Genomic DNA, 12,957 nt, shown 5'->3' with positions numbered 1-12,957 from the left:
TTGAACAACGCAACATCTAGATTTTGGATAAACCTCTATTTTGAACGTAGGAGATTGCGATTACTATCGTAAAATATTTGCCGCCGAAATAGTTTGATTCACTTATAAGGAAATGCCGCCTCTCTAAACGTTATAGATACTCTTCTACTTCTAATAAATTCTCTACCTTGATAGCTATCTCGATCGCGAGGCATTACCCCATGTTGCCAAACATATCTAGCTTCTCCTTTCAAGACCAGCAAACTTCCTGGTAATAACAAAAGTTCCCTCCTTTCTTGGGTTTGAGAATGAGTAAATTCCATCATATAGGGACTTCCCAAGCTGAGAGTGATCAGGGTATCACCAAAGCAAGTAACACAGTCAATATGACTTCTCAAGCCTTGTCCAGGTTCGTATTCATTGACAGTGACTTGATCGAGAATTATTTCCGTTAAGCGATCGCCATAGAGTCCCTTGGCAATTTGCATCGCCCAATCCGGCAAATCTCCTAAGTAGTTGCACGCGACAAGAATACCATTTTGATATTCATATCTATAACCATGTTGTTGAATCCTTCTTGCGGATTCTAATGACTCTATTGACCATTCTTGTTCATCTATCTCCTTCAGTAATTGATTTTGCTGCTGGACATCAACGTAATTAGGAATATAAGTCAGACCTGGAATCGTGAGCGTTTCGGATTCTTGGAAAATATCTAAGTCTAGTTTGGTCATATCTAGCTGACAATCTGTAGCTTTCATCAGAAAGTTTTGCATCAGTACTTTGTCTCAAATCCTCTACGCGATTTCGCTGAAACCTGATTGAAGCGGGTCAGCTTTGCTCATTGTAACATTTCGTAACTATTAGGATGGATCGGCAACTCTTGCCGCTTGTATTGTTTTTTCTAATACCATGCCTATTAAAAAAGGCAATTTCTGAGTGTAGTACAGATTAGCTTCGCCGATGAGCTTGGTGTGACCCCCTAGGTGGGTGCTTTGAACGGGATATTCGCCTAGTGTTGCTGTTTTCACCCAGTTTTACCTGACGCAGCGAAAAGCCCCATGCTGAAAAAGCGGCAGTGCTACGTGAACAGGCTGTTGATGTTTAAAATTTAATCAAAAAATTAAGTAGAAGCAAGAGAGTATCCAAACCGATATCCTGATGTGAACGCTACAGTTGAAAATACTTCCTGTTTATCATCTGCTTTTGGAGTCGCGTTGCCATGACGAATACCGCTTCTGCCCAAACCGGTAACTTCTGGGGAGTTGATATTACCGCCCCCCACCCTCGACAGGATACTGATTTACTCAGCCAACTGAACTTTATCCCAGGGTTGAAAGAAATTCTTTTGTTGCGTCAGGTCCATGCGCTAGAACATGCAACAGTCTGGGTTCTGGGTGAGCGAGGTGTCGGTAACATGGGATACTCGACAGCAAGCCAGCCGTTAGATAATGACAGCTTAGGGGGCTTATCCACTGACCAAGGATTTTATTTGTACGGTCAGTTGAACCTGGCTGACATCAGAAAAGCTGTGCCCCTTGCCTTACAGCGCCTCACCAGTGGAGAATGGGACTTGGCTGTGCATCCGCGCTGCGGCACGAATTTATCAGTCGGAATGTTTTTAACCGCCGGACTGGCGTTAGGAGCTCATATTCTCCTGCCGCGAGGCCCGATTGAACAATTTCTCGGACTCAGTTTAGCCGCCGTTACGGCGACTCAGCTTACACCGGATGTCGGTAGCCTCGTTCAACGGTACTTGACGACCTCAATACCCTTTAACTTGGCGATTGAAGACATTACGGCAACATCTGATATTTGGGGACGTTCGGCCTATTTTGTCCAAGCCCGCTGGAAAGAGTAACCTTCTGTGTCCTGAAACTGAAGCGCTTTCCGCTAACGGATCAGGCAGGAGTATTCTCGCCGTTGAAGGCTATCCGCAGGTACTTTCAATGGTTTAAGCAAGGTTTAAGAGTCGATTCAGTGGGGCAGCGGTAATAAAACTTAAAAACCAGAATAGTCAGACGGCTCTGATCGAGTAGTACTCTGTAAAACTAGAACTCAAGGGAAAAACTCTATATGGTTCAACGTGGATCTAAAGTCCGAATACTCAGAAAAGAATCTTTTTGGTTTCAGGATGTGGGTACAGTCGCAACTGTAGACCAAAGTGGAATCCTCTATCCATACATCGTCCGCTTTAATAACGTCAACTATGCCGGCATCAATACCAATAACTTTGCCGAGGGTGAGCTTCTAGAGGTTGAAGCACCCAAAGGCAAGAAAGTGGGTGATAAGGGAACAGGAACGCCCCTGAAGGCTGAAGCTCGCAAAACAGGTCAAAAGGCCCCACAGCCCACGGCTGAAGCTGGTGGCGGGAGTCCCGTGGTAGAAGGCGATCCCAACCAGGGAACTGAGTCTCGTTAGGTTGTGCCTGAACTGCCTGAAGTTGAAACTGTTTGTCAGGGTCTTAATCAAATGACCCTGAATCAAGAAATTTGGGGTGGGGATGTGTTGCTGACACGCACCATCGCCTACCCCTTTTCTATGGGTGAGTTTTTAGCACACCTGAAGAATGTTGCGATTACCCGTTGGCATCGTCGCGGTAAGTATTTACTGGCACAACTGGCTCACTCAGACTCCAAATACCAAACAGGAGTCATGAGTCAGGAGTCAATGCCTCAAATTCATCTGAGGGAAAACCTGCCTAAATCCAACAGTCCAAATCTCCAATCGTCTGATGGCGGATGGTTGGGAGTGCATTTACGCATGACCGGTCAACTGCTGTGGCTCAATCGCGAGCAACCTCTACACAAACACACAAGAGTGCGATTGTTTTTCCCCAATAACCAGGAGTTACGCTTTGTTGACCAGCGGACGTTTGGCAAGATGTGGTGGGTTCCGCCCTCCGTGCCTTTAGAAAGTATTATCACAGGATTGAAGCAACTGGGGCCAGAGCCGTTTTCAGAGCAGTTTTCCCTGGAATACCTTGCTGGTAAGCTACGTCATCGTCAGCGTTCTATTAAAGCCGCACTGTTGGATCAAACCCTTGTTGCAGGCGTGGGTAATATTTATGCCGATGAAGCCCTATTTTTAAGCGGCATCCGCCCTGATACGCTTTGTGCAGATTTGAATCCAGAACAGATCGAGCGTATCCGCTCCAGTTTAATTCAAGTGTTACAAGCGAGCATCCAGGTGGGTGGCACGACCTTTAGTAACTTTCTCAACGTGCAAGGGGTGAATGGGAATTACGGTGGTGTAGCCTGGGTGTATGGTCGCACGGGTGAACTCTGCCGCGTTTGTCATCGCTCCATCGTCCGCCTCAAGGTGGCGGGGCGATCCTCTCATTTTTGTCCAAACTGTCAGCAACTTCCCACTGCTAAGCGTTAAAAATTGCTAAAACTAGTCGGTTTAAAAGCTTTAAAATGCTAATCAAGAAAGCGATTTAGTAACCTAACAGAAATTATCGATTATGGCAGACACAATCAAAAGAGGAGACTTAGTTCGCGCTATCCGCGAAAAGCTGGAAGGGAGTCTAGAAGCTCAAGCCAGCGATACAAGATTTCCTCCTTATCTGTTTGAAACCAAGGGAGAAGTCGTTGATATGAAGGGGGACTATGCACTGGTCAAGTTTGGTCAGGTGCCCACCCCCAATATTTGGTTACGGGTCGATCAGTTAGAGTCAATGAAGTGAACTCAATATCTTGAAGCCTTTTCACGAGTGTTGGTGGACAGTATCTACCAACACTAGGATTAGGTTCATACGCACAGCGCAATATCATTAAAAAACCCTGTTGGGAATAGAAGAAAATGTGAGATCGAACCTAAAGTTAAATGGTTGCGATTTAAAATACTCGCGGTTCAATTATGACATCTCTTCCTAATTCCTCAATTTTATGTGAAAGTCGCCGTGTATCAGTGATTGGCGGCGGTAAAGTAGGAAGTACTCTGGCTCAACGGATTTTTGAGAAAAATCTAGCAGATGTGGTTTTACTCGACATTGTCGAAGGGATGCCTCAAGGGATTGCCCTGGATTTGATGGAGGCACAACCTATTGAACGGAATGACCGCCAGATGATTGGTACTAATGACTACGCGGATACGGCGGGTTCCGATATTGTGGTGATTACGGCGGGAATTCCACGCAAACCGGGCATGACGCGGGATGATCTGCTCAAGATTAATGCCAAGATTGTGGTCGAAGCTTCCGAAAAAGCGATCGCACAATCTCCAAATGCCATCTTCATCCTCGTCTCTAACCCCCTAGATGTAGTGACTTATCTGTCCTGGAAAACGACCCAACTCCCCCCTAGCCGAGTCATGGGCATGGCAGGGGTTCTCGATTCTGCCCGGTTCCAAACCTTTATTGCGATGGAACTCGGCGTTTCTCCCAGAGATGTGAATGCCTTGGTGTTGGGAGGACATGGTGATTTAATGGTTCCCTTGCCTCGCTACTCCACCGTCAACGGCATTCCGATTACTGAACTGATGGACGCTGTCACCATTGAACGCTTAGTAGACCGGACTCGTAACGGTGGGGGAGAGATTGTCGGACTGATGAAGACGGGGGGCGCTTATTTTGCTCCAGCTTCTTCTACCTGCTTAATGGTAGAAGCGATAATCAATAACCAATCGCGGCAGTTACCTGCATCCGCCTACCTGCAAGGCGAATACGGTTTAAATGATATATTCATCGGGGTGCCCATCCAATTAGGGGGTTCTGGCGTTGAGAAGGTGTTAGAAATTAACCTCACGGATGCTGAACGCGAGGCACTCCATACCTCTGCCGAATCCGTTCGCGCCAATATTCAGCAAGCCTCGACATAGAAGCCGACTGTGTGACATCCTCCAGACGCTGACTTTACGAGTACAGCGCTGGCTTCCCAACTTCTTAAAAGGGAGTCGTTCTCAAGTGGACTTCTGGCGATTTTTGCTGAATGTTTAAGATTTTAGAAAAGTAAATTCACAAATATTTTATTTTGTCAACCCTATTTGTAAATAAAATTAGTTTTTCCCCATGAGTATTAAGGTTTTTGATGATTTAGTACAACCTTCAACTGTTCACTGATGGCTGATCATTGAGTGCAGCTTTCGGATAAGCAATCCGTTTGTGATTACATTGTTGCCAAACTCGGACAAAAACCTCGGCAATGGTTGACAATTCTTCCCGTGTTATCCCGGAATCGACGAGCTGGTTGTCTTGCCAGCGAGCTTTGAGGATTTTATGAATCATCCCAACAGCCGTTTCTGTGGTAACGTCCTTGAGACTTCGCAGTGCGGCTTCACAAGCATCCGCCAGCATGACAATACCTGTTTCTCGCGACTGGGGAACTGGGCCATCATAGCGAAAGTCTTTCTCGTCTACAGGAGAACCTCCTTCTTGTTCAGCTTTCTGTTTAGCCTGAAAATAAAAATAGGAGATGAGCAGCGTTCCCTGATGTTCTGGGATAAAGTCACGAATGGCCTGAGGTAGCTGGTGCTTACGAGCCATCACCAATCCTTCTGAAACGTGTTTTTTGATAATCTCAGCACTCTTCCAAGCGTCATTAATCTCGTCGTGTTTGTTGGGACTCCCCATCTGATTTTCAATAAATCCTAATGGATCGTGCATTTTACCAATATCGTGGTAGAGTGTGCCAGCCCTGACCAGCTCAACGTTACAGTGGAGTTCGCGGGCGGCAGCTTCTGCTAGGGACGCCACAAATAGGGTGTGTTGAAACGTGCCAGGTGCTTCCGTGGCTAGTTTCTTGAGCAAAGGACGATTAGGATTAGCCAGCTCAGCTAGACGAATGGGAGTAACTAAGTCAAACAGACGTTCTAGGTAAGGTGATATCCCTAGGGCTACCACAGTCCAAGACAAACCGGCCAAACTGGATATAACGGCCTCTTGGAGTACGGTATACCAAACTGCACCCACAGCCGCACTAGGGACAAGATTTAAGAGCAGGTAGACTCCGCCCTGAGTTAGCCCAACAAAACCCCCCAGCCAAGCTAGTTCCTCACGCGATCGCATCCGCCCAGCCATCCAAGAACCGAGCAAACCAGCGGCAGAACCGGCAAGTAAGTAATCCCAACTCACCTTCATACCAAAGCCCACTAACCCCGTCAGCAGACTGACAACGGTTACTCCCAAAGCAGGGCTGTAAAAGCTGCCGACTAACAAACCAATGGCAGGCAAGTCTGTATAAGAAATGTTCAAGATGACCAGTAGCGGTGTGCTCAATGCCAGCAGCCACAGCAAAATGTGGTCACGCCGTCTGAGCCTAGGATGCACACGCCGTTCTACTAGCCAAAAGATAACCAGACCTCCGCTCACAAAAATGCCGAATCCAATTAGACCATGGGAGTTAATTTCCCGACGGCTCAATTTGAAGTGATCCAGCAACACAAAATCCGCCTGATTGATTTGCTCTCCAGCATAGACAATCACCTCACCCTGCTGTGCGGAGACCATGACTGGATCTACGGCCTGTGCGGCTTGTTCCGCTCTTCGCTTCGTCTCTTCTTTATCTTCTTTTAAGTTAGGCTGCAAAATATTGGTCAGCAGTGGAACCGCTACAGGCTCGGCCTTTTGGGGGACGAAGGAACTCAATTGCAGCCTCACCGCTTCCATTAAAATATTTGACGGGAGTCCTGGAGGAATGCCCTGAGTCAGGATGAGCTTGGACGCCTGGATGATACCCTTGCGTGTCTCCTGCCAGTCCTGATCTGAGAGTTCCAGCAATGAAGCATCGTAGCGACGACCAGATTCAGCGCGTTGCAGCTCGGAAAGCTGACGCAATGCTACAACGTAACCCTGACGAGCCAAGGAAATCGACTCAATCAGATCTGAAAAAGCTTGAGGAGAAGACAGTTGACGGTAGCGTTGCAGTTCTTTAACGGCTTGAGTCAACGGCAGATTAGGTGCCTGTACAGCCTGATCGGGTAGTACCAGGGTTGGAGCAGCCGGCTGGGTACTTTGAAGGCTATCGACTTGCGCTAAAATTTCCTGCCACTCTGGTTCCGTAATTTGGCGCAGATAGCGCTGGGTTGCCTCTGAGAGAATCGTCGCCTCTGCAAAGGGATAAGGGCCACACATTTGGCGCAATTCTTCCACCCTTTCCAGAGATTGCTCAATCGCCTGAATCAGATCTTGGGTGAGCGAGTGGTCAAACATCAACACAGGGACAGCACCTGTACGGGCGGCCTTACGCTTTTCCTCTGTGGTTTTCGTGTCTTCAATACTAACAGGACTGGGTGCCCGGAGCGTTTGTGGAGCTATCGTACCCACATCCAGCTTTGGCTGATTGTAGAATCGGTTCCCCATCGCACTGGTGAGAGAAACCACAGCCACTAGCCACATCACGGGTGGACGGCTTTTGGGCTTACGGCGCTTGGTTGGTAATCCAGGCAACGGTTGTGAATGCATGGCTTCATCCACTAAGGTTTTGCTTCCCGTAGAGACATGATGAATCGCGTCTACGGTCTGGTTAGAGGAGTTAGACACCCTAAATGACAACCAAGCGCGAAGTTGCTCAGGTGTTCGCCGCAAATGCATCAGCGGCTGTGTCAACGAATGAAACGTTTTCATAGCACAAGATTTGCCATTTCAGGTGACGATAGCGGTGGGGAAAGCAAGGCTCTGGCTGTGATTTCAGATAGAACACTCCTATTTAGCTTTTCTTAAATTACATCGTGTAAATTTTGAGTTCACTTCTTTTTACCTTACAAAATGAGAGCGGGAAATACCCTATTGAAATCCATTGGGGTTTTATTGCCTTGACTACCATAGCTGACCGATTTAACCTTACTGCCTATCAGTGTGACAGTCTGGCTCTTGAGGTAGGATCGAGATAGGGAAAATAAAATTAAGATTTCCGACGCTAATTTTTGATTGACAAAGTTTTTCATGATTACCCTGTAACCGTTCCCTGGCAAGGTTCAGAGGGGCAAACTCCTTCTCGAAAACCCTTACGACATCCTGGCTTTTTGGCTGAATTCTTGGCGACTCCCCTTTGACTTGGGTTCTGATCGGTTTTCGCTCTGGCTACTGTAGGATTCGCTTAATCCTGCACAGATAGTCGCTCCCTTCTTTCGAGAACGAATCAATGAGCGTTAAGGTATGGGTTCTCAAGATTTAAGGCGAAAGAACGTGGCATTTGTAGTCTTTGTCCTGTAACGGTTGACTGATCACAGTGGTTATCGAGGCTGAATCACTTGTGGTGCTGCCACCGCTAAAGGCTGACCCTGCCCTAACGCTGACACATCATACACACCTGCCCAAACCTCAAGCAGTCGGTCTGCTAGTTGCAGATGTTGGTTGCCGCTACTGATACGGTTGGCTGTCAGACGCCAGTTTACAGGAATACCAATGATGCTATTATAAGCCCCAGCCAAAGCGCCAGTCAGGGCAACCGTGATCTGGGGTTGGTAGCCGGTACGAGCCGCACGACTGACAGCGAGGCGAAAATCCTCTGGAGTGGAGAGGAAACAGTAGAAGGCGAGGGCAATAGAAGTGTGGGCACGCCCCAAGGGTTCGCCTCGAATTTGGGCGTCTCGACGTAATTGGGTGAGGGTTGTCTCTAATCCGGCTCCCTTCTTCAGTAGCATTTGCACTTGTTCCAGTTGCCTCATTAGAGGGCTTTGAGAGGTTTCTAGATTTCCTACATAAATTTGGATTCGAGGAATTAAGGTAGCATAATCAAGCTGTTCCCTGAGAGCCAGTGAGAGGGCATAAGCGATCGCTAAAACTCCTTCTGATGCCTCAGCTTGATGTTGCCAAAGGTCTTGACAGGTGAACAGTTGTTGGCGCAGCTTAACCTCATCCTCATGAAAGAACAGGGCAATGGGTATCGTCGCCAAGGCGGACTCACTCATGCTAGGAACAGATTTTAAACCGAGAGATGACGGCGTCTTCTCCAAAAGCAACCACCAATCTTCTAAATTCAACCTGCCACAACGAATTAAACTCTCTATCCCGCAAGTCGCTAGCTGGTTCCATACAGAAAGCTGTTGAAGGGTTTGAGCGTCTTCCTGCTTGGGCGATGTAAGGGAAACTCCACCCAAAACCTGACCCTGGCTGCCCTTAGGAAGCAGCATTTCTCTCACTAAGCTGCCCAGTAATGCACCTTGAAACCGGCTTAAAAGTGAATACCTCATCAATTTCTGTGACCGGTTAACCTACATTACTTAACTGATTTCTGTCCTAGTATGGCAAAACTGATCGGGGGAATGACCTATCTTCAGCTAGAAGTTACAGAACCAGTGGGTCACTTAATCTAGGGTAGCACTTCTCCTTTTTTGACTAATAGTCAATTGGGCAGGTCTAGAACCTGGCTAGTTTAGCGGGTTTTTAACTCAGAAGTGAACAACAATCTCTAAACGGGTAGTCTTAAGAAGAGTTGCTTTCGTCACCGGGAGCATGGGCTTATTGGAGCGAACGCACTTTACATCATCCCGAAGCGCCAAATCGACTACTCAAGGGAATCCATGCTAAATATTAGCCAAATTATCGCTGAAAAAGCTGAGTCCATCATAGAGAAATGGATGGAAGAAGTTCGTCAAGATCGCCGCATAGAAAGCTCAATTAACTTGTCTGATACAGCTCTGGGTAACTCGCTGCCCAAGCTTCTTAAATCCCTAGCCGCAGTACTCGCACATTCTCAGAAAAACTTTAAAAAGATTGCTGATGGAAGTTTAGAACACGGTCGGTTACGAGCGAAACAAGGATATGAGGCTGACGAAATTGCTCAAGAGTACAGTCTCTTACGTCGAACTATTTTTGCAGTACTAGCGCCTCACTGTCTCAAAGGCTCTCCTGAAGAGATTATTCTACTTTTTAGCAAAATCAATACGGTGCTAGATGAAGCCATTTCCGTATGCTATAAGAGCTATGTACAAGAGCGTCTCAATGAATTAGAGCAGATACAGAGTCAGTTGACCCTCACGAACCAGGAACTTAATCGTCTGGTTGAATCCAGTAAAGATAATTTATCCTACCTGGCTCATGAGTTAAAGACACCCCTAACGGCTGTCATTGGTTATTCTGAACTGCTCCAGCGCTTACAACAAGAGAAACTTAGCGCAGAGTCAGACTCTTTGAGTCTTCGCAGTATTGAGCGAGTTCTGCAAGGAGGGCGGCATCTGCTCCATATTGTCAATGATTCCCTGGAATTGTCGCGCTATGAAGCCAATCAAATTAAGCTGAATCTAGAGTGGATCGATGTCCATTCAATGATGGCGGTAGTCAGCGAAATCTTGAATCCCTTGGCGCAAGCTAAAGGTTTAGAGTTAAAGATTGATGAGGAAGGCGCTCCTGAGCAGGTTTTCTCAGATTCATTTCGTTTACAGCAAATTTTGACCAATCTCTTGAGCAATGCGATTCGCTATACAGAGATTGGCTCGATTCAAGTGATTTGTCAGAGTTTACCCGACCAGAAGTGGTCTCTCGCTGTAAGTGATACGGGCATTGGAATTGCCCCAGAAGATAGAGACCACATTTTTCAACCTTACTCACAAGCCGTTTTTAACCAGGGACCTCGCCACCAAGAAGGCACTGGCTTAGGTCTGGCGATTGTCTCTCGCCTCGTACAGATACTCCAAGGAGAGATTAAACTAGTTTCTCAATTGAGTGTCGGCTCTACATTTACAGTGATTTTGCCGATCGCTATTTCCAGCGAGTGTTAAGCTTACATCGCAGAGTTCCTGACCCTCAAGCGGTCAACTTATGTGCGATAATTTAATAATGATTTAACAATTGGATAATGATTTAACGACTAGCCAACTTTCTCAAGTGATTTACTAAAGCCTGGAGTCCCCATCTATAACTGTCTGCACCAAAACCACTAATCTGTCCGATCGCTACAGGAGCGATGAAAGAGTGATGCCGGAAGGCTTCTCGCTGATAGATATTGCTTAGGTGAACCTCTACAGTAGGAATGGCGACTGCTGTCAAGGCATCGCGCAGCGCTACGCTAGTGTGAGTATAGGCACCAGCATTGATTAATATTCCTTGATGCTGACCTAAAGCATCATGAATCGCATCAACCAAGACACCTTCATGATTGGATTGCAGGGCATTGACTTTAGCCTGTAGCTTTTGCCCTTCCTGTTCTAGCCGATCGTTAATCTCGCCCAAGGTAACCGAACCGTAGATTCCTGGCTCTCGGCGTCCTAATAGGTTGAGATTTGGACCATGCAGAACCAAGATACTTAAGTGGCTCTGAGTTTCGTTAGGCACAAACACAAATTAACTACCGACGGCGACGCCCCGGGTTATTAACAGGGATGGGAATCGGTTCAGGTTCTGGCTGGGCCTCAGGTCCCAAGAGGGTTTCAATGAGCTTACGAGCCCATTCTTTGAGTTTTTCCAGCACCTTTTCTATATAGTCCATTAAACAGAAAGCTCCTGTGAGACAACCTGTATTTTTTTTCAATCGGGACGAGCGAGTCTCTTCACTGATTTTCTGAGTTAGAAAGGCAGGATGATTAAGCTCGCCTGCTCATCATTTGATTACAGACAGTGTCTGATAAAAAAAGCCACTTGTGTTGCATTTCTTATTAATTCCAGACTAGCACACTAACGAAAAGCATTTCCATCCCACCCTAGGAGGGTTAATTAGAGCATTGGATCAAATCCAAATCTTTTTCTCTATCTGCCTCTAGTTCTAGATTAACTGAATTACTCATGAATCGTCACGGAGAAAGGGAAGTGATTATTGGTGGGTCTAACCAGCAGTCTACGCCGCAGCATATCTAGGGCATGGCAGGCACTAGCATGACGAATTGAAGAGCGAGAGCGAGTTTGACCCAACGAATACTTAAAGCATTCTACATCGCCATCCGGTTTGGCTAAACCAATGTAAACCAGTCCAACCGGCTTAGATTCTGTCCCGCCACCGGGTCCTGCAATACCTGTAATACTGAGTCCCCATGAGGTGGAAAGTCGCGATCGCACTCCCGCCGCCATTTGCATCGCTACGGGTTTACTCACAGCCCCCCATTGTTCCAAATCTGACGGCTGAACACCTAGTAGAGAAGATTTCACGGCGTTGTCATAGGAAATAACGCCCCCTAAAAAATAATTAGAGCTACCCGCAACATTCGTCACCATACTGCCCAATCCCCCGCCTGTGCAAGATTCCGCAACACTGAGGGTTTCTGAAGCTTTCGTTAAGAGACGACCCACCACCGATGCTAGAGTATCGTCATCGGCACCAAAATAGTCTAGCCCTCCAATTTTCCGCAGTTGTCTGGCTACGGGTTCAATCAACGGGTAGGCTTCCGCTTCCGAGGTGGCACGGGCAGAAATGCGTAATCTCACCTCTCCTTGGGAAGCATAAGGCGCAACAGTGGGGTTGGTTAAGTTGAAAAAGTTGCCCACTTTTTCAGCCAATGCAGACTCCCCAATGCCCCAAAATCTTAACGTGTGGCTGTAGATGATTTCTTGACCCCAGCCTTGACTTTTGAGAAAGGGAACAGCGGTTTCCCGCCACATCTGCTGCATCTCACTGGGGACACCGGGAAAGGTGAGAATCGTTAAGTCCGGGCGGGGTTGCCAAATAATCCCAGGGGCTGTGCCGCCTGGGTTCTGTAATACATCTGCCCCCTTGGGAATCAGCGCTTGCTTGCGGTTATTGGGAGTCATCTCCCGTCCCCGTTGGACAAATTTCTGGGCAATGTCTTCGAGGATGTCTGGGCGTTCAATCAGGGGTACACCAAAAAAGTCGGCGATCGCTTCTGTGGTTAGGTCATCTGGCGTCGGGCCAAGACCCCCTGTAAAAATTAAGATATTACTGCGATCGCAAGCCATTGCCAACACTTGCTTCAAACGTTCTGGATTGTCACCCACAACCGTTTGATAGTAGTGAGGAATGCCCAAATAAGCTAGTTCATGCGCTAAAAATTGGGCATTGCTATTGAGAATCTCTCCCAGGAGTAGTTCTGTCCCAACACAAATGATTTCAGCACTCATTCTCAGCGGTGACGGGTTAATGGTTACTGGAG

At 47.2% G+C, this 12,957-nt stretch carries 12 protein-coding genes; 6 read left to right on the top strand and 6 right to left on the bottom strand.

Features of this window, described 5'->3' with window-relative positions; translation table 11 throughout:
- Window positions 1-98 precede the first annotated feature (98 nt).
- Both MIC7113_RS18670 and MIC7113_RS36585 read right to left on the bottom strand, forming a co-directional pair.
- Complete coding sequence (locus MIC7113_RS18670; RefSeq protein WP_015183732.1) at window positions 99-755, bottom strand: alpha-ketoglutarate-dependent dioxygenase AlkB; 657 nt, start codon at window positions 753-755, stop codon at window positions 99-101.
- 87 nt (window positions 756-842) lie between these two features.
- Window positions 843-1,010: a hypothetical protein gene (locus MIC7113_RS36585; RefSeq protein WP_155898036.1), complete on the bottom strand. Its 168-nt coding sequence runs from the start codon at window positions 1,008-1,010 to the stop codon at window positions 843-845.
- A 191-nt stretch (window positions 1,011-1,201) separates the two neighbouring features.
- Between MIC7113_RS36585 and MIC7113_RS18665 the strand changes: the two genes are divergently transcribed.
- The 5 genes from MIC7113_RS18665 (at window position 1,202) to mdh (ending at window position 4,800) form a co-directional block, all read left to right on the top strand.
- Entirely contained in the window at window positions 1,202-1,840 is a 639-nt protein-coding gene (locus tag MIC7113_RS18665) for a DUF6391 domain-containing protein (RefSeq protein WP_015183731.1), read from the top strand.
- Between the two features lie 215 nt (window positions 1,841-2,055).
- Window positions 2,056-2,400: a photosystem I reaction center subunit IV gene (locus tag MIC7113_RS18660; RefSeq protein WP_015183730.1), complete on the top strand. Its 345-nt coding sequence runs from the start codon at window positions 2,056-2,058 to the stop codon at window positions 2,398-2,400.
- Window positions 2,401-2,403: 3 nt separating this feature from the next.
- Window positions 2,404-3,363, top strand: coding sequence for a DNA-formamidopyrimidine glycosylase (locus MIC7113_RS18655; RefSeq protein WP_015183729.1), 960 nt, complete (start codon window positions 2,404-2,406; stop codon window positions 3,361-3,363).
- An 82-nt stretch (window positions 3,364-3,445) separates the two neighbouring features.
- Window positions 3,446-3,667 (top strand): NAD(P)H-quinone oxidoreductase subunit O, encoded by a 222-nt coding sequence (ndhO, locus tag MIC7113_RS18650; RefSeq protein WP_015183728.1) that lies wholly within the window; start codon window positions 3,446-3,448, stop codon window positions 3,665-3,667.
- Between the two features lie 173 nt (window positions 3,668-3,840).
- The gene (mdh, locus tag MIC7113_RS18645; protein ID WP_015183727.1) at window positions 3,841-4,800 is read left to right on the top strand and encodes a malate dehydrogenase; all 960 of its coding nucleotides are present in this window, start codon (window positions 3,841-3,843) and stop codon (window positions 4,798-4,800) included.
- Window positions 4,801-5,026: 226 nt separating this feature from the next.
- On the opposite strand, the gene MIC7113_RS18640 is transcribed toward mdh, so the two are convergent.
- Both MIC7113_RS18640 and MIC7113_RS18630 read right to left on the bottom strand, forming a co-directional pair.
- The gene (locus tag MIC7113_RS18640; RefSeq protein ID WP_081594668.1) at window positions 5,027-7,543 is read right to left on the bottom strand and encodes an HD family phosphohydrolase; all 2,517 of its coding nucleotides are present in this window, start codon (window positions 7,541-7,543) and stop codon (window positions 5,027-5,029) included.
- A gap of 608 nt (window positions 7,544-8,151) precedes the next feature.
- Window positions 8,152-9,111, bottom strand: coding sequence for an ADP-ribosylglycohydrolase family protein (locus tag MIC7113_RS18630; protein ID WP_015183724.1), 960 nt, complete (start codon window positions 9,109-9,111; stop codon window positions 8,152-8,154).
- 330 nt (window positions 9,112-9,441) lie between these two features.
- Here MIC7113_RS18630 and MIC7113_RS18625 point away from each other — a divergent pair, with 330 nt between their 5' ends.
- The gene (locus tag MIC7113_RS18625) at window positions 9,442-10,638 is read left to right on the top strand and encodes a sensor histidine kinase (protein ID WP_015183723.1); all 1,197 of its coding nucleotides are present in this window, start codon (window positions 9,442-9,444) and stop codon (window positions 10,636-10,638) included.
- A gap of 82 nt (window positions 10,639-10,720) precedes the next feature.
- Here the strand turns inward: MIC7113_RS18625 and aroQ are convergent, their stop codons facing one another.
- Both aroQ and MIC7113_RS18615 read right to left on the bottom strand, forming a co-directional pair.
- A complete protein-coding gene (aroQ, locus tag MIC7113_RS18620; RefSeq protein WP_015183722.1) occupies window positions 10,721-11,197 on the bottom strand; it encodes a type II 3-dehydroquinate dehydratase in 477 nt (158 codons plus the stop codon).
- A gap of 435 nt (window positions 11,198-11,632) precedes the next feature.
- Window positions 11,633-12,925, bottom strand: coding sequence for a competence/damage-inducible protein A (locus MIC7113_RS18615; RefSeq protein WP_015183720.1), 1,293 nt, complete (start codon window positions 12,923-12,925; stop codon window positions 11,633-11,635).
- Window positions 12,926-12,957 lie beyond the last annotated feature (32 nt).

The organism is Allocoleopsis franciscana PCC 7113 (assembly GCF_000317515.1).
Taxonomy (GTDB): Bacteria; Cyanobacteriota; Cyanobacteriia; order Cyanobacteriales; family Coleofasciculaceae; genus Allocoleopsis; species Allocoleopsis franciscana.
Note: the sequence above shows the minus strand (reverse complement) of the source record. Positions and strands in the feature narration are given on the sequence as shown.

What these genes read in the sequence shown, in the direction of transcription:
- MIC7113_RS18665 (WP_015183731.1), top strand. Translation starts at nt 1,202, where the DNA reads ATGACGAATACCGCTTCTGCCCAAACCGGTAACTTCTGGGGAGTTGAT.
- MIC7113_RS18615 (WP_015183720.1), bottom strand. Translation starts at nt 12,925, where the DNA reads ATGAGTGCTGAAATCATTTGTGTTGGGACAGAACTACTCCTGGGAGAG.
- mdh (WP_015183727.1), top strand. Translation starts at nt 3,841, where the DNA reads ATGACATCTCTTCCTAATTCCTCAATTTTATGTGAAAGTCGCCGTGTA.
- MIC7113_RS18625 (WP_015183723.1), top strand. Translation starts at nt 9,442, where the DNA reads ATGCTAAATATTAGCCAAATTATCGCTGAAAAAGCTGAGTCCATCATA.
- MIC7113_RS18670 (WP_015183732.1), bottom strand. Translation starts at nt 755, where the DNA reads ATGCAAAACTTTCTGATGAAAGCTACAGATTGTCAGCTAGATATGACC.
- MIC7113_RS18630 (WP_015183724.1), bottom strand. Translation starts at nt 9,111, where the DNA reads ATGAGGTATTCACTTTTAAGCCGGTTTCAAGGTGCATTACTGGGCAGC.
- ndhO (WP_015183728.1), top strand. Translation starts at nt 3,446, where the DNA reads ATGGCAGACACAATCAAAAGAGGAGACTTAGTTCGCGCTATCCGCGAA.
- MIC7113_RS18660 (WP_015183730.1), top strand. Translation starts at nt 2,056, where the DNA reads ATGGTTCAACGTGGATCTAAAGTCCGAATACTCAGAAAAGAATCTTTT.
- MIC7113_RS18640 (WP_081594668.1), bottom strand. Translation starts at nt 7,543, where the DNA reads ATGAAAACGTTTCATTCGTTGACACAGCCGCTGATGCATTTGCGGCGA.